The sequence below is a fragment of the Ruegeria sp. HKCCD7559 genome (assembly GCF_013110575.1).
GTDB lineage: Bacteria > Pseudomonadota > Alphaproteobacteria > Rhodobacterales > Rhodobacteraceae > Ruegeria.
Window position 1 is genome coordinate 89,055 of sequence record NZ_WVQU01000003.1, and the last position, 24,059, is coordinate 113,113.

The window sequence follows — 24,059 nt, forward strand, 5'->3', positions numbered from 1 at the left end:
GGTGAAAACGTATTGTCGTTGAGACGCGCCTTTGCCTGCGCTATGAGGCAAAAGCCCAACAGATGTAAAGAAACGACATATCCGATGCCCAAAGCGAAGATCACCAAAGAAGAGGCGCTGGCCTTTCACCTCGACCCGACCCCCGGCAAGTGGGAGGTGCAGGCCACCGTCCCGATGACCACGCAGCGGGATCTGTCATTGGCCTACAGCCCCGGTGTGGCTGTCCCATGTGAAGCCATCGCCGAGGCGCCGGAAACCGCATATGACTATACCAACAAGGGCAATCTGGTCGCTGTGATCTCGAACGGGACGGCGGTGCTGGGTCTTGGCAACCTTGGTGCACTGGGCTCGAAACCGGTGATGGAGGGGAAATCCGTTTTGTTCAAACGGTTCGCCGACGTGAACTCGATCGATATCGAGCTGGACACCGAAGACCCGGATGAGTTCTGCCGCGCGGTTCGACTGATGGGGCCGACCTTCGGCGGCATCAACCTGGAAGACATCAAGGCGCCCGAATGTTTCATCATCGAACAGCGCCTGAAGGAAGAGATGGACATCCCGGTCTTCCATGATGACCAGCATGGAACAGCGGTGATCTGCGCGGCGGGTCTGCTGAACGCTCTGCATATCTCGGGCAAGAAGATCGAGGATGTGAAGATCGTTCTGAACGGGGCCGGGGCGGCAGGAATCGCCTGTATCGAATTGCTCAAGGCGATGGGCGCCCGCCATGAAAACTGCATCGTCTGCGACACCAAGGGCGTGATCTATCAGGGCCGGACTGAGGGAATGAACCAGTGGAAGTCGGCGCATGCGATCACAACCGACCTGCGCACATTGGAAGACGCGATGAAGGGCGCGGATGTGTTCCTGGGCGTTTCGGTGAAAGGCGCGGTCACGCAGGATATGGTTGCCAGCATGGCTGACAATCCTGTCATCTTTGCGATGGCCAATCCCGATCCGGAAATCACCCCGGAAGAAGCGCACGAGGTCCGTGTGGACGCCATCGTGGCGACCGGGCGCAGCGACTATCCAAACCAGGTGAATAATGTTCTGGGCTTCCCCTACCTGTTCCGCGGTGCGTTGGACATTCATGCCCGCGCCATCAATGATGAGATGAAGATCGCCTGTGCCCACGCACTTGCAAATCTGGCGCGCGAGGATGTGCCGGATGAGGTCGCCATGGCCTATGGCAAGTCGCTGACCTTTGGGCGGGACTATATCATCCCCACGCCGTTTGACCCGCGCCTGATCCACCGTATCCCGCCCGCTGTTGCCAGGGCGGGGATGGACACCGGTGCCGCGCGCCGTCCGATCATCGACATGGACGCGTATGAGCTGAGTCTGAAATCCCGGATGGACCCGACCGCCAGCATCCTGCGCGGGCTGAACGCCCGGGCGCGACAGGCGCAAAGCCGCATGATTTTTGCTGAGGGCGATGATCCCCGCGTGCTGCGTGCAGCGGTCATGTATCAGCGGTCAGGTTTCGGCAAGGCGCTTGTGGTTGGTCGGCCAGACGATGTTAAGACCAAACTGGAAGCCACGGGCCTGGGCGACGCTGTGCGTGAAATCGAGGTCGTGAATGCGGCCAATACCGCGCATCTCGAGACCTATTCGAATTTCCTTTATGAGCGTTTGCAGCGTAAGGGCTTTGACCGTAAAGATATTCACCGTTTGGCCGCACGGGACCGGCACGTGTTTTCCTCGCTGATGCTGGCCCATGGGCATGGTGATGGTCTGGTCACCGGCGCAACCCGCAAGTCCGCGCATGTGCTCGACCGGATCAACCATGTGTTTGATGCCGATGCCGCCAACGGTGCCGCCGGTGTGACAGCTTTGCTGCATAAAGGTCGGATTGTCCTGATTGGCGACACTTTGGTACATGAATGGCCCGACGAAAACGATCTGGCGAATATTGCCGAACGTTCGGCCGCAGTTGCCCGGCATATGGGGCTGGAGCCGCGCGTGGCTTTTGTCAGCTTCTCAACCTTTGGCTATCCGGTGTCAGAACGTGCTGAAAAGATGCACCGCGCCCCGGCTGTTCTGGATCAGCGCGGCGTCGACTTTGAATACGAGGGTGAAATGACGGTGGATGTCGCCCTGAACGTCGAACAGCAGGCGGCCTATCCGTTCTCGCGTCTGACCGGTCCGGCGAATATCCTGATCGTTCCCGCACGGCACTCGGCCAGCATCTCGACCAAGCTGATGCAGGAAATGGGCGGTGCCACCGTGATCGGGCCGATCCTGTCGGGCGTCGACAAGCCGATTCAGATTTGCTCGACCGTCTCGACCGCGAACGATATTCTGAACATGGCCATTCTGGCCTCGTGCGACATCGGGTAACCCATGACAATCTGGAACCTCGGCTCGATCAACGCGGATATGGTCTATGACTTGCCGCATCTGCCTGCGCCAGGGGAAACTCTGGCCGCCCACGGGCTGGACCGGTTCCTTGGCGGGAAAGGTGCCAATATGTCAGTGGCGGCTGCGCGGGCCGGATCACGCGTCAGCCATATCGGTGCCGTCGGGCATGATGGGCGCTGGGCGAAGGATCGACTGACGGAATATGGTGTGGACACACGCTATATCTCTGAGGTGGATCTGCCGACCGGGCACGCGATTATTGCGGTGGACGCCGAGGGTGAGAACCTGATCATCCTCTATCCGGGGGCCAACCATGCTTTGGATATCAGCCATCTGGGGCAGGCGCTATCATCGGCAAGCACCGGTGATCTGCTGATCTTGCAGAATGAAACCAACGCACAGGTCGAAGCTGCGCAATTCGGGCGCAAACTTGGATTGACCGTGTGTTATGCCGCTGCACCGTTTCAGGCACAGGCGGTTCAGGCGGTTCTGCCCTATCTGGATTTCCTGATCCTGAACGAGATCGAGGCCGAACAATTGCGGCAGGAAACCGGGATGGGTGCGGCTGACCTGCCCGTGCGGCATGTCATTGTCACGCTGGGCTCAAAAGGTGCCCGGTATTTGCAGCAGGGCAATGACCCGGTGGAATTTTCGGCCCACAAGGTGCAGGCCGTGGATACCACCGGGGCAGGTGATACTTTTACCGGCTACGTACTGGCTGGAATGGATCGGGGAATGCCGATGGAACAGGCCATTCTGCAAGCGAACCGCGCCGCTGCCCTGATGGTCACGCGGCACGGGACTGCGGATGTCATTCCCGATCTGAGAGAAGTGCGCGACGCGTCCTTCGATTAAGAGCCGGAGAAAGGCGCATCTGAACCCCAAAGCTGTTTGACACGCGCGTCACGGCCACAGGCTTTGCGATATGCTTTATAGGCGTTTTGCTGACGTTTCGGCCCAAAGCGGGTAAAGATCAGCTTGTTCCCTTTGTAGTAATCCTGATGATAGGCCTCGGCAGGGTAAAACGTGCCCGCGTTCAGGATCGGGGTGACCACCTTTTGGCCCAATGCCCGCTCTGCGTTTTTCTTCGCCTGTTCCGCCAACGCCTTTTCGCCCAGGTTAGAGACGAAAATTGCGGTTCGATAGCTGTCGCCCCGGTCGCAGAACTGACCACCGGCATCCGTTGGGTCAACCGAGCGGAAGAACATGTTCAGCAGCGTTTCACGTGACACCCGGGCCGGATCGAAAGTGATCTGAACCGCTTCATAATGGCCAGTGCCACCTTTGGAGACCTGATCATAGGTGGGGTTGGCCGAATTGCCGCCGGTATAGCCCGACACAGCCCCGACAACGCCCGGTACCGATTCAAAATCGGACTCAACACACCAGAAACAGCCCCCCGCAACTGTCAGCGTTTCGACCCCTGCCGCGGGGGCGGGCAGAGCGCGCAACATTGCAGCCAACGTGATCAGGGTGAAAAGAATGGCCGGTTTGAAGGCTTCCAGAAAAGCAGTTCGTGACATGTCGGGTCTCCTTTCGGCACCAAGGTGACCCGAACCCGAATGACATTCAATTGCCTGACATCTGATGTCACGGTCTGGTGAGGCAAGTTTATCGGCGGCGGATGTCAGTGGAACAGCTTGCGCAGGCCGTCTTGGCGGAGGGACAGGGCGCCCCGGCGAGGTGGAATTCCGCGGTGAACCTGCCTTCGGCTTAACCCAGCAGCTGCCCCAGTTTCATCGCAACGCCCATATTGCCCGAGATTTTGAGCTTGCCCAAAGCGACACCTGTCATCGGGTTCAGTTTTCCGGTCAGAAGCTTGATCAGGTTGTCCTGCGAGATGCGGATCGTGCAATCCGTTTCCTGGTCTCGTGTCGATGCCTGACTGTCGGCCAGAACAATCACGCCGTCCTCGCCACAATCGAATTTCAATGAGCCGTCAAAGGTTTTGCCGTTCAGGCCTTTTTGAATTTCGTTGGCGATATGCTGAAGCATCCGGGTTCCTTTCGCAGTTTCCGAATGCGTAAAACGTCAGGTATCGAACAGGCAAGGCTGACCCGACTGGAACTTCCGATCACGATGCGCCAAGGCTCTGAACGGTTCGCGCGCACGGCTCGCCATCGTAGAAAGCGTCAAGAACGGCCTGGAACTCGGCCGGAGCATCTGCCACCGAGGAAAACAAGGTCATCGAAGAGCGAAGCTTTTTCGCGTCAACCCCGCCCAGTATGTCGCTGGCGTCGCGCCCCTGATGCAGCAACATCAACGAGGCCGCTTGCGTCAGACGGTGGCGCAGTACCGGGTGGTTCAGATAGCGCTTGGCTTCATCCAGATCTTCGATGCCGTAAAGCTGCGCCATATGCGATTGGCCCAGCTCGGCCAGTTGCGGAAAAACGAACCACATCCAATGGCTGGTCTTCTGCCCCTGTTCCAGTTCGCGCAGGACATCGGCCCAGACCGTATCCTGCGCTTCGATGAACATTTCCAGTTCGTCGTTCAGACCGTCATCTTCGGTCACTTGGACAACCGCTTGTCGCGCGCGGCCAGCAGTTTCAACCGCAGCGCGTTCAGTTGGATGAAGCCCGCGGCGTCTTTCTGATCATAGGCGCCCGCGTCTTCTTCGAAGGTCACATGCGCCTCGGAATACAGCGAGTGATCCGACCAGCGGCCCACGGTCGAGGCCAGACCCTTGTACAGCTTCACCCGCACGGTGCCGGTGACGTGTTCCTGGCTCTTGTCGATGGCGGCTTGCAGCATTTCACGTTCAGGCGAGTACCAGAAGCCGTTGTAGATCAGTTCCGCATATTGCGGCATCAACTGATCCTTCAGATGCATCGCGCCCCGGTCCATGGTGATGGATTCGATGCCGCGATGCGCCTCAAGCAGGATGGTGCCGCCGGGTGTTTCATAGATGCCGCGCGACTTCATGCCAACAAAGCGACCTTCAACAAGGTCCAGTCGGCCAATGCCGTGCTTGCCGCCATATTCGTTCAGCTTGGTCAGGATGGTCGCGGGGCTCATCGCCTCGCCATTGATACTGACCGCGTCGCCTTTTTCAAAGCCGATCTCGATGAATTCCGGCTGATCGGGCGCGTCCTCGGGGTGGACGGTGCGCTGATAGACATAGTCGGGCGCCATATCGGCTGGGTCTTCCAGAACCTTTCCTTCGGACGAGGTGTGCAGCAGGTTGGCATCGACCGAGAAGGGGGCCTCGCCGCGCTTGTCCTTGGCGATCGGGATCTGGTTCTGTTCCGCAAATTCCAGCAACTTGGTGCGGCTGGTCAGGTCCCACTCGCGCCAGGGTGCGATCACTTTGATATCGGGGTTCAGCGCATAGGCCGCCAGTTCGAACCGTACCTGGTCATTGCCCTTGCCGGTGGCACCGTGGGCGACCGCATCGGCACCGGTGGCTTCGGCGATTTCGACCAGACGTTTCGAAATCAGGGGGCGCGCGATGGACGTGCCCAGCAGGTACAGACCTTCGTACTGCGCATTGGCGCGGAACATCGGGAAGACGAAGTCGCGCACGAATTCCTCGCGGATATCCTCGATATAGATGTTCTCGGGCTTGATCCCGAGCAGCTCGGCCTTTTTGCGAGCGGGCTCCAGCTCTTCGCCCTGACCCAGATCGGCGGTGAAGGTGACGACCTCACAGCCATATTCGGTCTGCAACCATTTCAGGATGATCGAGGTATCAAGGCCACCGGAATAGGCCAGAACAACTTTCTTGGGCGCGGACATCTGACTTCCCCTTATGCGTAAGACGATTGGCCCCTAGCGGGTTTTCGACGTGGGGGCAAGTTGTGAGGATTGACGCAGTACCTGAATTGAGGTGAAACGGGTGCAGAGAATAACAAGCATTGGTTGAAGGGGCGGTTTCAAATGTTGGGATGGCAAATATTTGTGCATTCGGTGCGGATGGTATTTGGAAACATCAAGCAGGTGCTGCAGATTACGGTTGGCCCTGCCCTAATTGCGACAATCATCATCGTGGGCGTGTTCATGGCGCTTGGTATTCCGCTTGAGGCGCTGGATGAAAACGCAGTCGATCTGCCACCGGGTGTAACCGCAGGTTCAGCCTTTGTTTTTGTGGTCGTTTTGCTGGCGGTAATGTTCGTCACCATGTTCTGGATCGCGGTGTCATGGCACCGGTTCATCCTGATGGAAGAGTACCCCACGGGAATACTTCCGACATTCCGTTTCGACAGGATTCTTGCCTATTTCGGTCGCTTCCTGATGTTGGGGATTTTGATGGTGATCGCGTATATCCCCATGGGTCTGGTCGCTGCTGCATTAGGCGAAGGTTTTGCAGGGCTTTCGATCATTCTGATGATTGCATACTCCGTTTTTCTGGTCGTATGCTTCTATCGCCTGTCAATTATTCTGCCCGCGGCGGCGATAGGAAATCCCATATCGCTCGGTGAGGCATGGAACAACACATCCGGGGTCAGTGGTGCAATCTTGTTGCTGCTCCTCGTTGCATTCCTGTTCCAGGTGTTGGTGCAGCTGGCTTTCGCCGCCTTGGCAATAATACCGGTGCTGGGCGTTTTACTGACCGTGTTCTTCGGCACGCTCATCCTTCCGATGATCAACGTCAGTATCTTTACCACAATGTACGGCGTCTTCATCGAAAAGCGCGAACTGTCCTGAGCGGCGTACACATATGTATTCCTTGCCCTTATCGCGATGATGGGGCAGGGAAACGGGCATGACTGATTTCATGACCCGCGCCCGCGCAGCCGAACAGGCGATGCGCTCTGTGTTTCCGGCGACGCCATTGCAGCGGAATGCCCATCTGTCTGACCGCTACGGCGCCGATATCTGGCTCAAGCGCGAAGACCTCAGCCCGGTGCGGTCTTACAAGATCCGTGGTGCGTTCAATGCCATGCGCAAGCAGCAGGGGCAGGACCTGTTTGTCTGTGCCAGTGCTGGCAACCACGCGCAGGGCGTGGCGTTCATGTGTAAGCATCTGGACGTGCGCGGCGTGATCTTCATGCCGGTAACGACACCCCAGCAGAAAATTCAAAAGACCCGCATTTTCGGCGGCGACAATATCGAGATCCATCTGACCGGCGACTATTTCGATGATACTCTGGCGGCCGCTCAAGCCTGGTGCACGCAACAGGGCGGATATTTCCTGTCTCCTTTTGACGACGCTGATGTCATCGAAGGCCAGGCCTCACTGGCGGTCGAGATCGAAGAGCAATTGGGCGGTGTGCCGGATCATATCGTTCTGCCGGTTGGCGGCGGTGGCATGTCCTCTGGCGTGGCCACATGGTTCGGGGATCGCAGCCATTGTCTGTTTGTCGAACCGGCCGGAGGTGCCTGTTTGCGCGCTGCTTTGGCTGCAGGGCACCCTGTTTCGCTGGATCATGTGGATACCTTTGTCGATGGCGCTGCGGTCGGCCGAATTGGCGAGAAACCGTTCGAATTGTTGAAATCACGCCATCTGTCGGATGTGCTGGTTCTGTCCGAGGACCGAATCTGCACCACCATGATCGAGATGCTGAATGTCGAAGGCATTGTTCTGGAGCCCGCCGGCGCGCTGGCGATCGAAGCGGTGGGCGATATTCAAAGCTTTGTACGGGGCAAGACCGTGGTCTGCGTGACATCCGGAGGCAATTTCGATTTCGAACGCCTGCCCGAGGTCAAAGAACGCGCCCAACGCTATTCCGGGGTGAAGAAGTATTTCATCCTGCGCCTGCCGCAGCGCCCCGGCGCGTTGAAGGAGTTTCTGGGTATTCTCGGCCCCGAGGACGATATCGCCCGCTTTGAATACATGAAAAAATCGGCGCGCAATTTCGGTTCGGTTCTGATCGGGATTGAAACCCGCAAGCCTGAAAACTTCATGCGTCTGTTCGCGCATCTGGATGAGGCAGGGTTCACCTACACGGATATAACCGAAGACGAAACGCTGGCGCAGTTCGTGATTTAATCCAGATTCTGGCGCAGCTCAGCCTCGAATTTCTGTTTCGAGCTGTCAAATACGGCCAGAATAGCGGGCAGATCGACATCCTCGCCCTGACCCGCGGCCGCCTGCCGTTCGCCGTCCTGACAGAGTTTCGAGAACTGGTCGAATCCAAGACTGAGCGCGCTGCCCTTCAGGAAATGCAGGTTCTGTTCCAGCTCGGACCGGCTTGTATCCTGATGCAGGCGGGCGATGACCTCCTGCACTTCCTCCAGAAAGATGTCGACCACCTCATCAAACTCATCCGGGCCAACCTCGTCCCGCAATTGTCGGACTCTGCCCCAGTGGATCATACTGCGTCACCTGCTGTTGAACATGCGGTTTCAGGAATAGGCAACACCAGTAAAAACCGGGTTAACAGCCAAGCGGGATTGCGGCCTTCGGTCTTCACCGGATGTTAAAACCGTCGCCACTAGGATCGCCCTGTGTGAATGAACGCATCAGGTCAGAGGGTAAATGGTGCCAAGGGCGAGTCTTGAGGAAACCAGATCAGATCTGGATTTCGGCGCGATCCGTAAGGTGCTGGTTGTTGATGACAGCCGTTTGCAGCGGCGCATACTGGTCGCATCGCTCAGAAAGTGGGGCTTTGAGGTGGTCGAGGCCGATACGGGCGATGCGGCCCTGGCGCATTGTCTGGACGATCCGCCTGATCTTGTTCTCAGCGATTGGGTCATGCCGGGGATGAGCGGGCTTGAATTCTGCAATGCGTTTCGCGCCCTGGATACCGATCAATATTGTTATTTCATCCTTCTGACTTCCAAAAGTGAAAAGCAGGAGGTTGCGCGCGGACTGGATGCCGGGGCAGACGATTTTCTGATCAAACCCCTGGAGGCGGATGAGTTGCGGGCGCGCATATCCGCAGGCGCGCGCATTCTGGACATGCAGCGCGAGCTTTCACAGAAAAACCGCCTGATCGAATCCGCGCTGGAAGAACTCAGGCTGGCGCATGACGCGATCGACAAGGACCTCATGCAGGCCCGAAAAATCCAGGAATCGCTGGTTCCGGAATTTACGCGGAGCTTTGGAAAATCCCGGGTCAGCCTGTTGTTGAAACCCTGCGGCCATATCGGAGGAGACCTTGTTGGCATGTTCTCGCCCGGGGTCAATCGGCTGGGGTTCTACAGCATAGATGTATCCGGGCATGGCATCACCTCGGCCATGATGACGGCGCGTCTGGGCGGTTATCTTTCCAGCAAGCATTTCGATCAAAATGTCGCAATGGAAAAGAGGTTCAACAAATTCTATGCACTGCTGCCTCCGGAAGACGTCGCAAGCATGCTCAATTCCCGATTGATGGCGGATGAGGGGATCGAGGAATATTTTACGATGGTCTACGCCATTGTGGATCTTCGAAACGGGCATCTCAAGATGGTGCAGGCCGGGCATCCGCATCCGCTTCTGCTGCGGCAGGATGGCAGCACTGAATTTCTGGGTGATGGCGGGTTGCCGATCGGGCTGATCGAAGATGCGAGTTTTCAGCAAATCGAGATTCACATGAAACCCGGCGACAAACTGTTGGTGTATTCGGACGGGTTTACCGAATGTCAGCTTGCCGAAGGCGGTTTGCTAGAGGAAGACGGTTTGCGACAGATGGCCCAGCAGTGCATTTCTGAAAAGGGCGGCTCGGAGTTTCTGGACGACATGTTCTGGCGATTGACCCAGGAGATTTCGCCCAAAGATGGCATTGGGGATGACGTATCCGCCATTTTCTTTGAATATAACGGGCCTTAAAGCGAACTGAGATGCATTTCCGCAAAGTGCCGGTCACCGTCATTGCCCAGCAATTCAACGGCATCGGCGGCTTCCATCCACAGTGCTTCGTGGAATGCCTCGCTCGGTGGGCCTTTGCGGCGTACGGGACGGGCGCGGTAGATCAGGCAGACCTTTTCGGCCCACAGATCGTATTCGGGCATATAGGTGAACCGACGAAAAGCGCCGATGCGACGCGGGTTGGCAACGTGCCACCCGGTTTCTTCATAGACTTCGCGATGCAAGGCCGAAATTGGTGATTCGCCCGGATCGATGCCTCCACCCGGCAATTGCAGATCCGGGCCCGGTTCGGTCTGACAGGTCAACAGCAATTGGCCGCCACGTGGCAAAAGGGCATATACGCCCACCCTTCGGGTGTATTTCCGCCCCGTCTCGGGGGTTTCACCGAACCGCCTGATCATGTATGGCCCCTTTCAACCCGATCTGTACGACCTATATGGTGCCGGTATGCCAACCCGTGGCGTGTAAGGAAACCCCATGTCTCTTGGAACAAAAATCGCGTGGGACGATACCGTCCTGCCCTTTCAACTTGATGCATCCGACATGCGCGGCCGCGTGGCCCGTCTGGATGGCGTGCTGGATGGTATCCTGAAACAGCATGACTATCCCGAGCAGGTCGAGGCGCTTGTGGCCGAGATGGCCTTGCTGACCGCGTTGATCGGCCAAACGGTTGCGTTGCGCTGGAAACTGTCGTTGCAGGTACAGTCCAAAGGGGCGGTGCGCATGATCGCAACCGACTATTATGCGCCGCAGGAAGAGGGCCAGCCCGCCCAGATACGGGCTTATGCCAGCTTTGACCGGGACCGGCTTTCCAATTCTGCGCCTTTCGATCAGGTGGGCGAAGGGTATTTTGCCATCATGATCGATCAGGGAGAGGGCACGCAGCCGTATCAGGGCATCACTCCGCTGGCCGGTGGATCGCTGAGCGCCTGCGCCGAGTCGTATTTTGCGCAATCCGAACAGCTGCCGACGCGGTTTTCGCTGAGCTTCGGCAAATCGACCGAGCCGGGTGTGGGCGAGCATTGGCGTGCAGGCGGCATCATGCTGCAACACATGCCCAAAGCGTCGCCCTTTGCCGCGTCGGGTGAAGGAACCGGTGACATCCTGACCGCTGCCGATCTGGTCGATGGCGAAGAAGGTGAAAACTGGGGTCGCGTCAATATCCTGCTGGATACCGTCGAGGATTTGGAGATGATCGGCCCCTCTGTTGCGCCGACCGACCTTCTGGTTCGCCTGTTTCACGAGGAACAGCCGCGTGTCTATGATGCGCAGTCCGTGCAATTTGGCTGCACCTGTTCCGAGGATCGTGTGCGACAGAGCCTGTCGATCTATTCGGCCAAGGATATCGAAAAGATGACCACGCCCGAGGGCGAAGTCACCGCGGATTGTCAGTTCTGCGGGGCTCATTATGTGTTGGACCCGGCAACTGTCGGATTCGATGCCGAAGACCCCAAAGGTGCATGACCCGGTTGAAAAGATCCGGGCGGCCCTGCGCCGCCCCGGTCACGGGTCCAGCGACTTTGACTTGAACCCGGATACCGTTCTGCCGCCCGGACGACGGTTGCGACCCGCCGGTGTTCTGGTGGCCATTTCCCTGGCTGATGACACACCGCAGGTCATCCTGACCAAACGCTCATCCGCGTTGAAGCATCACCCGGGCCAGATCGCCTTTCCCGGTGGCAAACAGGACGAAACCGATGCTGATGTTACGGCTGCGGCTCTGCGGGAAGCTGAGGAAGAGATCGGCCTGCCCCCTGAAATGCCCGAGATCCTGGGATTTCTGCCGACGCATGAGACCGTGACCTCGTTCACAGTAACACCGGTTGTCGCAGTTTTGCGGGACAGGTTCCAACCCGTGCCTGAACCCGGCGAAGTGGACGAAGTTTTCTCGACCCCCCTTGCCCATCTTTTGAATCCTGAGAATTATCTGGTCGAGTCGCGCCGATGGCGCGGCCAGAGACGCAGATACTACGCAGTTCCGTACGGCCCCTATTACATTTGGGGCGCGACCGCCCGCATATTGCGCGGGCTTGCTGCACGGGTGAATGAATGATGCTGATTGACGAAGCTTGGATCAGTGAACCAGCGACGCAAAAGGTCTGTTCGGCCCTGACCTCATCCGGGGCTCAGGCGCTTTTCGTGGGTGGATGCGTGCGCAACGCGCTGCTTGGTGCTCCAGTGTCGGATATCGACATCGCCACCGATGCAAGGCCCGGGCAGATCGTCGAGCTGGCGCAGGCCGCCGGGCTCAGGGCCATTCCGACCGGCATCGAGCATGGTACGATCACGGTGGTCAGCGCGGGCATCCCGCACGAGGTCACCACCTTCCGCCGTGACGTGGAAACCGATGGCCGTCGCGCGGTGGTGGCATTTGCCGATCATGTCGAAGAAGACGCGGCGCGACGGGATTTCACCATGAACGCGCTCTATGCCCAACCCGATGGCACCGTGCTGGACCCTCTGGGTGGTCTTCCCGACCTCGAGGCCCGGTTGGTGCGGTTCATTGGAACCGCCGAGAACCGCATTCGCGAAGACTATCTCCGCTCGCTTCGCTACTTCCGTTTTCACGCCTGGTACGGGGATCCGGATGGCGGTTTCGACCCCGATGCCCTGGCCGCCATCGGCGCCAATCTTGACGGGCTGGAGTCGTTGTCGCGCGAGCGGATCGGGGCAGAGCTGCTGAAATTTCTGGCATCGCCTGATCCGGCCCCCGCCGTTGCGACCATGCGCAGTACCGGTGTCTTGGCCCGGGTGCTGCCGCGGGCGGACGATCGGTCATTGGCCCCTTTGATCGCGCTGGAACAGGCGGCTGGCGCCGATCCCGATCCGGTGCGTCGTCTGGCAGCCATTGCCTCGCCCGATGATGCCGCGACATTGCGGTTGAGCCGTTCGCAGTTGCAACGCCTGATCAGGATGCGTGAAGAAGCACAGTCCACAACCAGTATTGCTGAACTGGGATACCGCTATGGCGATGAAGGGGGATTGCACGAGACGCTTTTGCGCTGCGCTTTTCTGGAACAACCCTGGTCCGAAGATTTGCGGCGCGATCTGCATGCAGGCGCAGCAGCGCGTTTCCCTGTCCAGGCCAGAGATCTGATCCCCAACTTCACCGGCCCGGCGCTGGGCAAGAAGCTGGCCGAGCTGGAAAAACGCTGGATCGCGTCCGGTTTTGCGCTGTCACGCGAAGAGTTGCTGGCACATTAGCGCGAAGTCTCAAAAGGGGATGACATCTCGGATCCTTTGTGCTTAGGTGCGCCTGTCACATGGATGGAGGAATGCGAATGTATTACGGGATCTGGTTCGGCTAAAGCCGGGACACCTGCCCCGTAAAGGGTGGTGTTCAGGCGCCATCTTTCTTCGCACGTCTATTTTCCTGCTCAATCGGAGCACTATCCATGTTTCGCTATTTCGAAAACCTTGTTGACCCTTTTGTTGCCTACCGTGAGGCTGACACTCCGCCGACGCGGTTGTGGCCCTTCATGCTGGATTATTCGCGGCCCTTTATTCGGGTATTTTTCTGGGCGGCGCTGGTTTCCATAATCGTCGCGGGTGTTGAAATCGGGCTGATCTACTACATGGGTCGCGTCGTGGATCTGTTGGGCGGCACGCCGGCAGAGGTCTGGCAAAATCACGGAACGGAATTGCTGCTGATGGCAGCCTTTGTGTTGCTGTTGCGTCCGCTTCTGCATTTGGTCGACGTACTTCTGCTGAACAATACGATTTTGCCGAACTTCGGTACGCTGATCCGTTGGCGTGCGCACAAACACGTGTTGCGTCAGTCGGTTGGCTGGTTCGAAAACGACTTTGCCGGGCGGATTGCAAACCGGATCATGCAGACACCTCCGGCGGCGGGTGAAGTGGTCTTTCAGGTTTTTGACGCGATTTCCTTTTCGCTGGCCTATTTGATCGGTGCGGCGATCCTGCTGTATGCGGCGGATCCGCGTTTGTTGATCCCGCTGCTGATCTGGTTCGGATTCTACGCCATGCTGGTGCGCTGGACCGTTCAGCGTGTTGGTCCGGCGTCAAAAGCGGCCTCGGATGCGCGTTCGACGGTCACGGGGCGGGTGGTGGACAGCTATACCAACATCCATTCGGTCAAAATGTTTGCCCATGGCCCGCAAGAGCTGGACTATGCCCGCGAGGCGATCGAGGAAACCCGTCGGACATTTCAGATTGAAATGCGGATTTTCACTATTATGGATGCCGTTCTGGTCACTTTGAACGGTATGCTGATCGTGGGTGTTGTGGGCTGGGCGATTGCCTTGTGGATGCAAGGCAGCGCTTCGGTCGGTGTTGTTGCGGCGGCTACGGCCTTGACCCTGCGCCTGAATGCCATGACCGGATGGATCATGTGGGCCCTGACCAGCTTTTTCCGCCAACTTGGTATCGTGTCCGAGGGGATGGAGACCATTGCCCAGCCCATCGATTTGCTTGATGCACCGACTGCGAAGCCACTGCAACTCAGCAAGGGTGAGATCCAGATCCGCGACCTCTCGCATCACTATGGTCGCGAGGCCGGCGGTTTGGACCATATCGACCTGACCGTCCGGCCCGGCGAAAAGATTGGTTTGATCGGGCGGTCTGGCGCGGGAAAATCGACCCTAGTAAAGCTGCTTTTGCGGTTTTACGACGTTGAGCGTGGCGCAATTCTGATTGACGATCAAAACATTGCGGATGTCACGCAGGACAGTCTGCGGAGCCATATCGGCATGGTTCAGCAAGATAGCGCGTTGCTGCACCGGTCGGTGCGCGACAACATCCTCTATGGCCGTCCGGATGCGTCCGAGGCACAGATGATCGCCGCCGCCAAACAGGCCGAAGCACATGAGTTCATCCTCGATTTGCAGGATCCGCAGGGTCGCACCGGGTACGACGCGCATGTCGGTGAACGGGGGGTGAAGCTGTCAGGTGGCCAGCGGCAGCGTGTGACGCTGGCGCGGGTGATCCTGAAGGATGCACCGATCTTGTTGTTGGATGAGGCGACATCCGCCCTAGATTCCGAGGTCGAAGCGTCAATTCAGGAAACTCTCTACGGCATGATGCAAGGAAAAACCGTGATCGCCATTGCCCACAGGCTTAGTACCATCGCGCAGATGGATCGCATTCTGGTGATGGATGCAGGCCGTATCGTCGAGGAAGGCACGCATTCTGATCTTCTGGCGCAAGGTGGCCTTTACGCCCAATTCTGGGCGCGGCAATCTGGTGGCTTCATGAACCCGGAGGCCGCTGAATGAGGATTGCCGACCTCATCTATCCGTTCAGGAACACCGAAACGCCCCCACCGCAGACGTTGGGGGCGTTCATCCGCTGGAGCCTTTCCGGGGCGTGGCCGATGCTGTTTGTTGCGGCGTTCTTCTCGGCCATTGCAGGCGCGATGGAGGCGGTCACGGCATGGATACTGGGCCGCGTGATTGATGTGGCGACCGCCAGCGGACCCGAGAATTTTCTGACCGCTTCTAATATGTGGATGATCCTCGGTGCGGTCGCCTTCTTCATGTTGCTTCGCCCGATCCTGTTTGGCCTGTCATCCTTGTCGAACAATTATATTGTCATGCCAAACATCACACCTTTGGTTCTGGCCAAGTTGAACCGTTGGACCTTGGGTCAGTCAGTGACCTATTTCGACGATGATTTTGCCGGTCGGATCGCGCAAAAGCAGATGCAGACATCGAACGCCATGGCTTCGGTCGTGTCGGAAACGATCAGCGCGATTGTGTTTGCCCTGGCGTCTCTGGTGGGGTCTTTGCTTTTGTTAGGGTCTATTCATCCTTTGGTGATGCTGCCCTTCGCGGCATGGCTGGCTGTGTATTTCATGCTGGTGCGCTGGTATCTGCCGCGCATCCGCAAACGTTCCGCCGCGCGGGCCGGGGCGCGGGCGATGGTGTCCGGGCAGGTGGTCGATACGATCACCAACATCAAAACCGTGAAGCTGTTCGCCCACTCGGAATTCGAAGATCAGGCGGCGCGTGAATCGATGGTGGATCTGCGTGAAAAATCGCTGGATTTCGGCAAGTTGTCGGCGAGTTTCCGGTTCATCCTCATGACACTGGCCGGTGTCCTGCCTGTCTTGCTGCTGGGCGCGACCTTGTGGCTGTGGCAGGGCGGTATGGCGACCGCCGGGGATATCGTGGCTGCCGGGGCGGTTTCGATCCGTATTGCTCAGATGACCGGTTGGGTCAGTTTCACCTTGATGGGGCTGTATGCCAATGTCGGTGAAATCGAAAACGGGATGAAAACGCTGGCCAGGCGTGACCGGGTCGAAGATATGCGCGGGGCGAAGGACCTTGACGTGACCGAAGGGTCGATTTCTTTCGAAGGCGTCAGCTTTGCTTACGGGCGCGATATCGGTGGCGTCACGGACTTGAGCCTGACCGTCAACCCGAGCGAAAAGCTGGGCATCGTCGGTGCATCCGGGGCGGGGAAATCCACGCTCGTCTCACTGTTGCTCAGGCTCTATGACTGGGAAAGTGGCGCCATTCGTATCGACGGCCAGGACGTGTCACAGGTGACGCAGGACAGCCTGCGCCGACAGATAGGTATGGTCACGCAGGAAACGGCGATGTTCAACCGGTCTGCTCGTGAGAACATTCTGTATGGCCGGCCGGACGCCTCAGAGGCCGAGATGATTGAGGCCGCAAAAAAGGCCGAAGCGCATGATTTCATCCTGAGTCTTGAAGATGCTCATGGTCGAAAAGGCTATGATGCTCATCTGGGTGAACGGGGCGTGAAACTCAGCGGCGGGCAGCGACAACGGATCGCTCTGGCGCGCGCCATTCTGAAAGATGCTCCAATTCTGGTTCTCGACGAGGCGACATCGGCGCTGGATTCCGAGGTTGAAGCTTCGATTCAGACCGCGCTGCATCGGGTGATGCAGGGTAAGACGGTGCTGGCCATTGCGCACCGGCTGTCGACACTCAGCGAAATGGACCGGATTGTTGTTTTGGACGAGGGCAGGATCGCCGAAACCGGAACGCATGAGGCGCTGCTGGACCTGGGTGGGCTGTATGCGCGGTTCTGGCACCGCCAGTCGGGCGGGTTCATTCAGGCAGAAGCTGCGGAATAAGGGTTTTTTTGCTGCGAAAGCCCGGCTATCAGGCCTCTTATGACGCAGCAATTCATAATCACACGGCTTGGACATCAGGGCGACGGTATTGCCGATGGCCCTGTTTACGCCCCTCGTACCCTTCCCGGCGAGATCGTCAGCGGCACCCTTGTTGGCCAGCAATTGACCGATATCCGGGTCGAGACACCGTCCGAACACCGTGTCAAAGCCCCTTGCCGCCACTACAAAGCGTGTGGTGGCTGCCAGTTGCAGCACGCATCCGATGCATTTGTGGCCGACTGGAAACTGCAAGTCGTCCGCAAGGCGCTGACGGCGCAGGACCTCGAAGCACCCCTGCGCCCGATACACACATCGCCCGAACGGTCACGTCGGCGGGCTACGATTGCCGTAAGGCGCACGAAAAAGGGCACATTGGCGGGGTTTCACGGTCGTGCATCCGGCACGATCACCGAGATACCCGATTGCCGCTTGCTTGACCCGGCCTTGATCGTGGCCATTCCCGTGGCCGAGGCGCTGGCCACCCTGGGCGCAAGCCGCAAGGGCGTTCTGGCTGTCACGCTCACACTGTCCGAAGCTGGTCTGGATGTGGCCGTAACAGGTGGCAAGCCGCTGGACGGCCCCTTGGAACTGGCGTTGGCGCAGGCGACTGAGAAACATGGGCTGGCCCGGCTCAGTTGGGATGATGAGGTTATTGCCATGCGGCATGCGCCGGTTCAGCGCTTTGGAGCAGCCGGAGTCACGCCACCCCCCGGAGCTTTCTTGCAAGCAACAAAGGACGGAGAAAAGGCTCTGTCAAAGGCAGTTTCCGAGGCTACACGGGGTGCGAAACGTATCGCTGACCTGTTTGCAGGCAGCGGAACGTTCTCTTTGCCGTTGGCGGAAAGCGCCGAAGTTCACGCGGTTGAAGGCGAGGCCGCCATGATCGAGGCGTTGGATCAGGGCTGGCGCAGGGCACAGGGGCTGAAACGCGTCACGACCGAGGCCCGCGACCTGTTTCGCCGCCCGCTGATGCCGGACGAGCTGAAATCTTTCGACGCCATTGTTGTGGACCCGCCTCGCGCCGGTGCCGAAGCGCAGGTAAACGAGATAGCACAGGCGCAACGCCCGGTGATCGCTTATGTCTCGTGCAATCCCGTCACCTTTGCGCGCGATGCAAAAACGCTGGTTAACGCGGGTTACACCCTTGAATGGGTACAGGTCGTTGACCAATTTCGGTGGTCGTCACATACGGAACTCGCTGCGCGGTTTGTTCTGAACGCCGCATCTTGATCTTACTGGGGAAGCTGACACATGGGGTCCAAACAGCGTTTGCTGAATATTATCGAAGCGCCCGTTTTCGGGCGGTTCATAACGGCCGTGATCATTTTCAATGCCATTCTTTTGGGGATGGAGACATCGCCGACCCTGATGGAACTGGCAGGTCCTTTGATCGTGGCGCTGGACAGGCTTTGCCTGGCGATCTTTGTGGCTGAAATTTCCATGAAGCTGATTGCCACCGGGCGCAGGTTCTTCACAAATGGCTGGAACATATTCGATTTCCTGATCGTTGGAATTGCCCTGGTTCCCAGCGCCGGGGGTCTGTCGGTGCTGCGCGCCCTGCGAATTCTGCGGGTGTTGCGCGTGATTTCCGTGGCGCCTCGTCTGCGTCGCGTGGTCGAAGGGTTCATCTCGGCCCTTCCGGGCATGGCCAGCGTGTTTCTGCTGATGGCAATTCTGTTTTATATCGGTTCGGTAATCTCGACCAAGCTGTTTTCGGAATCGTTCCCGGATTGGTTCGGCGATCTGGGCCTGTCTGCTTATACGCTGTTCCAGATCATGACGTTGGAAAGCTGGTCGATGGGCATCGTGCGCCCGGTGATGGAGGTCTATCCCTATGCCTGGGTCTTCTTTGTTCCCTTCATCATGGTCACGACCTTTGCGGTGGTGAACCTGTTGGTGGGTCTGATCGTCAATTCGATGCAGGATGCCCATCATGCCGAGGATGAGGTTAAAACCGATGCCTATCGCGACGAGGTTCTGGAACGGCTGGAAAGCATTGAACGTAGACTGGCCGAGCAGTCGAACATCAAAATGTGATTTCAGTTTTTCCAATTTTTGGCATAATGATCGAAAAAAAGCAGAGCAGGCAGTGAAACATGGATCGTCGAGTATTCGGTTTAGGCGCGTTGGCAACGCTGAGCCTTTCGGCTTGTGCCTCTAGCGGCCCAAGATTTCTGACTTACAACGGACCCGAGGTGACCTCTTTGGTGGTCAACAAGGGCACGCGCAAACTTTACTTGTTGCACAACGAAAAGATCCTTAAGGAATATGACGTCGATTTGGGGTTTGCCCCGAATGGAACGAAGAACCAGCGCGGTGACGGTAGAACGCCCGAGGGCACCTATCTGATCGACCGTCGCAACCCCAGAAGCCGGTACCACCTATCGCTGGGCATTTCTTATCCAAACTCGCAGGATGTCGCCAAAGCCAAGGCTGCGGGCGTTGATCCGGGTGGGGATATCTTCATCCACGGTGAACCCAATTTGCGTTCTGAGCGGAGACGCGCAAAAAAGAAGCGGGATTGGACAGCTGGATGCATCGCGGTCAAGAATGACGAAATCGAAGAGATTTACGCGATGGTTAACAAAGGTACGCTGATAACCCTGCGCCCTTAGGCCGTTTTTGGCGCCCAGTCACTGAACCCGAATGCTTCATAGTCGCGCTGATAGGCGTCAACCGCCAGCGCTTCGAGGTTTTTGTCGTAGATCAGCTGCAAAGCGTAGGGTTCATCCGGTGTGCAGGAGCCAGGCTGAGGCGGGTTTGAATGCCCCATGCTGCGCGCCAGATTCGGCAGATCGGTCATCAGATCCTCCTCTCTCAGAATCAGATCCGGCAGAGTGAAGGATGCGATCCCTTCCAACGTCCTGGACTGGCTGCACCATGTGCCGTCCACACGGACCGGTGTCTGCCCGTTGAGGTTGAGGCGCAGAAAGTTCAGAAAGCCCGAAAACGCTTCGCGGTGCTGTTCGACAGAATAATTGTTGTCCCTCACTTGCCCCGGGATCGGCAGCTTGAGCCGGTTGCGAAGATAATTCCGCACCATCTTATAGCTGCCCGGTCCCGTGTTCAGAATATGACTGCAAAACGCCGTATGTGCCCGGGCCAGAGGGTGACGCAGGACGGTAAATTGCCGATGACCGGGATGGCCCTGCTTCCATGACCGGACCTGTTTGCGATTTCGATCCGTGATCAGCTTGTCGGTCTGACATCCGTCCAGATCAGCCAGCCATTGCACGATAAGAGGCTCTATCCCGCCCCGAATGGGCAAATACATCAAAGGAGACCTTGCAGCGGCAACATAAAGCGGTACAGCCGCGCCGCGCTGCGGCTCAAAGCTTGTTGACCGATGCAATCCGAACCGATCCTGATCGCACAGGGCTTGTTTCAGTTCATCAGGATTAGTGACCTTGGACAAAGCCGGCGCCGGGTTTTGCGGTTTCAGGGTATCATCCAGTCGGGTCAGCCGCCCCTCAACCCCCAGCCATGCAGCCAGCCCGTTTATGACCTCCAGCTCGGTCAGGTCGTCATAGTGAATGAAGAACCCGGTTTGGCCTGTCTTTTGCAGGTGCCGTTGCACCATAAGCTGATGGTCTTGCAGCTGGTTCAGGTAATCCGAAAATTCGTCGGCGTCGAAGTCAACCTGCGCGTCGACGCGGCGTTTCACATTCTTCAGCAGCCACTGCTGCGTTTTCTGTGCTATTTTCAGCGACAGGTAGCTGTCCAATGGGTTGCGGGTCAGAATGATCTTGGCGCAGCGCGGATCGTTCAGCATGGGTTTCAGGATACGTGGGTCATGGTCTTCGAAATATCGAAAGCCATTGATGTCACCCGGTGCTGATTTGATCGCCTTGAGCATTCGTACGGGGTCCGCATCCCGGTCTTCCAGCGACAGGCCAAGCAGACGATCGGATTTCAGGCTGCCCGCAAAATGCGGATTGAACGCCTCTCCGTGACAGGTGACCCCTTCCAGCGCGTTCAGGTTGGCCTCAAGCAGGTTCGAACCTGTGCGCATGGCGGCCAGAATCACGAAGTAATCAAAATGGGCTGACATGGGCAATCACTGCACCAGATACGGTTTTCGGTATGGCTTTTCCTGGCGACCGAACACATCGTCCGCCGGGAAATCACCCATCAGATATGGGTGCATTCCCTGATTCTTGAGGTTTTGCAGGAACTTCCCGAATCCGGACAGTTCGACCATGGTTGGCACTTCGGTCAGATGGCTGGTCTGCTGCATGCCGATTTCTTCTAGAATGCCCAGCAAGGCATCCATCGGAGATTCAATGAAGTCGGCCAGCGTCCAACTGCGCATCCGCGCCTTGGTCCAGACCGATGTCAGCACCTCCAGCTGCTTGGTTTCAATTTGTTGCAGGCGCGCCGCCTCACTTCGGATTTCCGAGAAATTCATATTGGACCGGAACAGTGGGATCGCCCAAGCGCCGGTGATGACCGAAATCTGAGCGTTCTTGTCCCGTGCCAGAAACCAGTTGATTTCCTGAGTGTCCCGCGGGCTGAACTGGAAACACTGGCGTTCACCGCGCGTATTCCAGATCAGGTTCGACAAAAAGGCGGTCGGGTTATAGTCCCGCAGCGCCGCACTGTCGCTGAGGGCGCCATTTGTTATGGCTTCTCCTTGCGAAAATTCGGCGCGTTCCGGCCCGAATAGATGCCCGTGGACTCTGGCCCCGGTGGTTGCGGCCAACCAAGGTTCGAAATCCTCGAACAGTTCCGAAAAGCCTTGGAATACGGAATATTGTGACGATGTCAGACCGTTTTCACTGCCATGGCGGGGAAACCGGCTTTGCATATACAGCCCGTCGCGCCCACGAGTTCGCCGTTCCACCGCTTTGGAAAACACGCGATCGATCTTGCCCGGATTGGGCTCTGCCGGTTTCATCGCCCCGGCCTGATCTGTCAGGAATGCCTGGTACAATCGCTCTGCGCGGGGCCAGATTTTTCGGGCGACAAAACAATCCGATCGACGCAGCAATTGCAGATGATCGTCATAGAAGATGTGCGGGCGGCCCTGGTAATCGAATTTGGACAGCGTCAGGGACCTGCTTTCAATATGCGTGGAATACAAGCGCGCCAGTGTCTGGAAATAGCTTTCATCCGGAATCCAGACATGACGGAAATACTTGTCATACAGCTTGCGCCTGGGGTCTTGAAGGATTGCCGACAGCGTTTGGCGGGTCAGGCACCACCACTGGCTTCCCATATGCGGAACCAGTCCGTCGGGGATTTTCCTGCGAAAGCCCATCAGACGCTGTAGTTTTACATGTGCGTCGAATAGTTTGCGATGCTTGCGCCACGAAAACGGAAACCGCAGGGTGAACCGTTCATGATCCAGCCCGCCGATGGTCCAGCTGACATCGGATGTCGTCGCGCTTTCGATGAAATCGACACGCGGCCGGTCTGACAGGTAATCGATCAGTTCCTGAACCGGTCGCAAGGGCAGGCAGGCCCCCGAGGCAAGAAATACATGCCGAACTTCGGGGAAACGCTCCAGCATCAACTCGGACGCGCTTTGCGAGGCGGCAACGATACCCCAGCCACCCCAATCGCAGCGATGTCGGTCAGAAAACACGATCGATGGATTGTTCGAACAGGACGCAACAAACCGGGAAAAAACAGTGTCTGGCACCTTGCGATCCACATGGATGACCACCGGGCACCCTGCTGCTGTCCAGTGGCGTGCGACCTGCTCGGCGCGGTCCAGCGAAGTATGAACCAACATGACAATACCCAGACCGCTCATGCCCAGTTTCCTTTCGACATGAGGCCCAGGATCTCAAGCTGTCGCCAGTTGATGTAGGCCTCGGACCATTCGCACCAGAAAACAGGCTTGTCCTCAAGCCGGGTTGCATATGCCTTGTATTCGCCCGAGCCCCGGTAATGCTGGCCACGCTGCAATTCTTCGCGGGCTTTTTCCCCAAGAGTATTGATCAACTTGGCATGAAGCAGTGACCCGCTGGCCTTTTCGCCGCCCCATTCGTCGTAAACCTGGTTGAGCCCGCGCGGCAAAAGCGAATGGGTCGAGCTGACATAAACATAGCGCCGGTTCCATTTTACCAGCGGAATCTTGTTCAGCGCCGGTGCTTTGGAGGGGTTGTCCTGAAAGAACACGCGCGCCCGTGGACCCCCTTGAATCCAAAGGTTCTTGTACTCGGGGTTCTTGGTGATCATGTAATTCCCGGGATCGAACCAGCGCGCGATTTCGAACGGGTTCTGACCTTCGGCATAGGGGTCGGCGTCCACCGGACCTTCGGGGTACATGTCGATCAGCATCGTGCCAAAACTGCGCACGGCACTGCCATCCAGCCAGTCCGTCAAGGCTCGGATTGGACGGGTGTCGCAGAACGGATAGATGAAGAATTCGTCCGGATCGACGCTCAGCACCCAGTGATCGTGCGCGTATTTGCGCAGCAGATAGTTCGACCAGTCCAGACCATAGCTTGCCCGTTTGTAGCTGGTCGTCGTCCGCCAGACCGAAACGTCAGCCTGTTCTTTCAAAAATTCAAAACTGCCATCATCGCTGTTGTTGTCGACAAACAGAAAATGGTTGATGCCCAGTTTGCGATAATATTCAAGAAAGAAGGGCAGGCGAATTTTCTCGTTCCGCACAACGCTCATCAGCAGGATATCATCACGCCGTATGGCCTGTGTGTTGTTGCTGACTGGCTTGAGCTCGCGGCGTCGTTTGAGGCAGCGCAGAATACGGCGCTTGCGCCGCAATCTCATTTTGTAGGACTCAAACAGGCTCACGTGACTGCCCAACCTTTTTATAACGCGAGCTTTCCCCGAACCAGCCGTGACAGTTGGCACGACATGGCATTACCGGTTTATGCCATCTTTGCATCT

Annotated in this window: 22 protein-coding genes; 13 read left to right on the plus strand and 9 right to left on the minus strand. The window is 57.7% G+C overall.

What is annotated here, in order from left to right:
• Positions 1-84 precede the first annotated feature (84 nt).
• The gene (locus GS605_RS10940) at positions 85-2,340 is read left to right on the plus strand and encodes an NADP-dependent malic enzyme (RefSeq protein WP_171724010.1); all 2,256 of its coding nucleotides are present in this window, start codon (positions 85-87) and stop codon (positions 2,338-2,340) included.
• Between the two features lie 3 nt (positions 2,341-2,343).
• A complete protein-coding gene (locus tag GS605_RS10945; RefSeq protein WP_171724011.1) occupies positions 2,344-3,216 on the plus strand; it encodes a ribokinase in 873 nt (290 codons plus the stop codon).
• Here the strand turns inward: GS605_RS10945 and msrA are convergent.
• The 4 genes from msrA to GS605_RS10965 all read right to left on the minus strand — a co-directional run bounded on the left by msrA (position 3,213) and on the right by GS605_RS10965 (position 6,099).
• Positions 3,213-3,815, minus strand: coding sequence for a peptide-methionine (S)-S-oxide reductase MsrA (gene msrA / locus GS605_RS10950; RefSeq protein WP_371807757.1), 603 nt, complete (start codon positions 3,813-3,815; stop codon positions 3,213-3,215). The genes GS605_RS10945 and msrA overlap by 4 nt on opposite strands.
• 259 nt (positions 3,816-4,074) lie before the next feature.
• Positions 4,075-4,356 (minus strand): SCP2 sterol-binding domain-containing protein, encoded by a 282-nt coding sequence (locus GS605_RS10955; protein WP_171724013.1) that lies wholly within the window; start codon positions 4,354-4,356, stop codon positions 4,075-4,077.
• 79 nt (positions 4,357-4,435) lie between these two features.
• Positions 4,436-4,840, minus strand: coding sequence for a DUF1810 domain-containing protein (locus GS605_RS10960; RefSeq protein WP_171724165.1), 405 nt, complete (start codon positions 4,838-4,840; stop codon positions 4,436-4,438).
• A 32-nt stretch (positions 4,841-4,872) separates the two neighbouring features.
• A complete protein-coding gene (locus GS605_RS10965; protein WP_152459598.1) occupies positions 4,873-6,099 on the minus strand; it encodes an argininosuccinate synthase in 1,227 nt (408 codons plus the stop codon).
• 141 nt (positions 6,100-6,240) lie between these two features.
• Between GS605_RS10965 and GS605_RS10970 the strand changes: the two genes are divergently transcribed.
• The gene (locus tag GS605_RS10970) at positions 6,241-7,008 is read left to right on the plus strand and encodes a hypothetical protein (RefSeq protein ID WP_171724014.1); all 768 of its coding nucleotides are present in this window, start codon (positions 6,241-6,243) and stop codon (positions 7,006-7,008) included.
• Positions 7,009-7,066: 58 nt separating this feature from the next.
• On the plus strand, positions 7,067-8,293 hold the full coding sequence (gene ilvA, locus GS605_RS10975; RefSeq protein WP_171724015.1) for a threonine ammonia-lyase IlvA: 1,227 nt from the start codon (positions 7,067-7,069) through the stop codon (positions 8,291-8,293).
• On the opposite strand, the gene GS605_RS10980 is transcribed toward ilvA, so the two are convergent.
• Positions 8,290-8,619 (minus strand): Hpt domain-containing protein, encoded by a 330-nt coding sequence (locus tag GS605_RS10980; protein ID WP_170345824.1) that lies wholly within the window; start codon positions 8,617-8,619, stop codon positions 8,290-8,292. The genes ilvA and GS605_RS10980 overlap by 4 nt on opposite strands.
• A 163-nt stretch (positions 8,620-8,782) precedes the next feature.
• Between GS605_RS10980 and GS605_RS10985 the strand changes: the two genes are divergently transcribed.
• The gene (locus tag GS605_RS10985) at positions 8,783-10,057 is read left to right on the plus strand and encodes a PP2C family protein-serine/threonine phosphatase (RefSeq protein WP_171724016.1); all 1,275 of its coding nucleotides are present in this window, start codon (positions 8,783-8,785) and stop codon (positions 10,055-10,057) included.
• On the opposite strand, the gene GS605_RS10990 is transcribed toward GS605_RS10985, so the two are convergent.
• On the minus strand, positions 10,054-10,497 hold the full coding sequence (locus tag GS605_RS10990) for an NUDIX hydrolase (protein ID WP_152459593.1): 444 nt from the start codon (positions 10,495-10,497) through the stop codon (positions 10,054-10,056). The genes GS605_RS10985 and GS605_RS10990 overlap by 4 nt on opposite strands.
• Before the next feature lie 76 nt (positions 10,498-10,573).
• On the opposite strand from GS605_RS10990, the gene GS605_RS10995 reads away from it, so the two are divergent.
• The 8 genes from GS605_RS10995 to GS605_RS11030 all read left to right on the plus strand — a co-directional run bounded on the left by GS605_RS10995 (position 10,574) and on the right by GS605_RS11030 (position 19,813).
• The gene (locus tag GS605_RS10995; protein ID WP_152459592.1) at positions 10,574-11,560 is read left to right on the plus strand and encodes an Hsp33 family molecular chaperone HslO; all 987 of its coding nucleotides are present in this window, start codon (positions 10,574-10,576) and stop codon (positions 11,558-11,560) included.
• Complete coding sequence (locus tag GS605_RS11000) at positions 11,535-12,149, plus strand: CoA pyrophosphatase (RefSeq protein WP_152459591.1); 615 nt, start codon at positions 11,535-11,537, stop codon at positions 12,147-12,149. Before GS605_RS10995 ends, GS605_RS11000 begins: the two co-directional genes overlap by 26 nt.
• Positions 12,146-13,300 (plus strand): CCA tRNA nucleotidyltransferase, encoded by a 1,155-nt coding sequence (locus GS605_RS11005; RefSeq protein ID WP_171640419.1) that lies wholly within the window; start codon positions 12,146-12,148, stop codon positions 13,298-13,300. Before GS605_RS11000 ends, GS605_RS11005 begins: the two co-directional genes overlap by 4 nt.
• A 191-nt stretch (positions 13,301-13,491) precedes the next feature.
• On the plus strand, positions 13,492-15,330 hold the full coding sequence (locus tag GS605_RS11010) for an ABC transporter ATP-binding protein (protein WP_171724017.1): 1,839 nt from the start codon (positions 13,492-13,494) through the stop codon (positions 15,328-15,330).
• Positions 15,327-17,159 carry an ABC transporter ATP-binding protein gene (locus GS605_RS11015; protein ID WP_171724018.1) on the plus strand — a complete coding sequence of 611 codons (1,833 nt, stop codon included), beginning with the start codon at positions 15,327-15,329 and terminating at the stop codon, positions 17,157-17,159. The genes GS605_RS11010 and GS605_RS11015 overlap by 4 nt, the downstream gene beginning before the upstream one ends.
• Positions 17,160-17,198: 39 nt before the next feature.
• On the plus strand, positions 17,199-18,428 hold the full coding sequence (locus GS605_RS11020; RefSeq protein ID WP_171724019.1) for a class I SAM-dependent RNA methyltransferase: 1,230 nt from the start codon (positions 17,199-17,201) through the stop codon (positions 18,426-18,428).
• A gap of 21 nt (positions 18,429-18,449) precedes the next feature.
• Positions 18,450-19,235 carry an ion transporter gene (locus GS605_RS11025; RefSeq protein ID WP_171635393.1) on the plus strand — a complete coding sequence of 262 codons (786 nt, stop codon included), beginning with the start codon at positions 18,450-18,452 and terminating at the stop codon, positions 19,233-19,235.
• Between the two features lie 59 nt (positions 19,236-19,294).
• The gene (locus GS605_RS11030) at positions 19,295-19,813 is read left to right on the plus strand and encodes a murein L,D-transpeptidase family protein (RefSeq protein WP_171230125.1); all 519 of its coding nucleotides are present in this window, start codon (positions 19,295-19,297) and stop codon (positions 19,811-19,813) included.
• Here the strand turns inward: GS605_RS11030 and GS605_RS11035 are convergent.
• From GS605_RS11035 to GS605_RS11045, 3 genes are read right to left on the minus strand one after another with little or no spacing between them, the layout of a single operon-like run.
• Complete coding sequence (locus tag GS605_RS11035; protein WP_171724020.1) at positions 19,810-21,249, minus strand: nodulation protein NodH; 1,440 nt, start codon at positions 21,247-21,249, stop codon at positions 19,810-19,812. The genes GS605_RS11030 and GS605_RS11035 overlap by 4 nt on opposite strands.
• A gap of 6 nt (positions 21,250-21,255) precedes the next feature.
• Positions 21,256-22,956: a beta-1,6-N-acetylglucosaminyltransferase gene (locus GS605_RS11040; protein ID WP_171724021.1), complete on the minus strand. Its 1,701-nt coding sequence runs from the start codon at positions 22,954-22,956 to the stop codon at positions 21,256-21,258.
• Positions 22,953-23,939: a glycosyltransferase family 2 protein gene (locus GS605_RS11045; protein WP_171635782.1), complete on the minus strand. Its 987-nt coding sequence runs from the start codon at positions 23,937-23,939 to the stop codon at positions 22,953-22,955. The genes GS605_RS11040 and GS605_RS11045 overlap by 4 nt, the downstream gene beginning before the upstream one ends.
• Positions 23,940-24,059 lie beyond the last annotated feature (120 nt).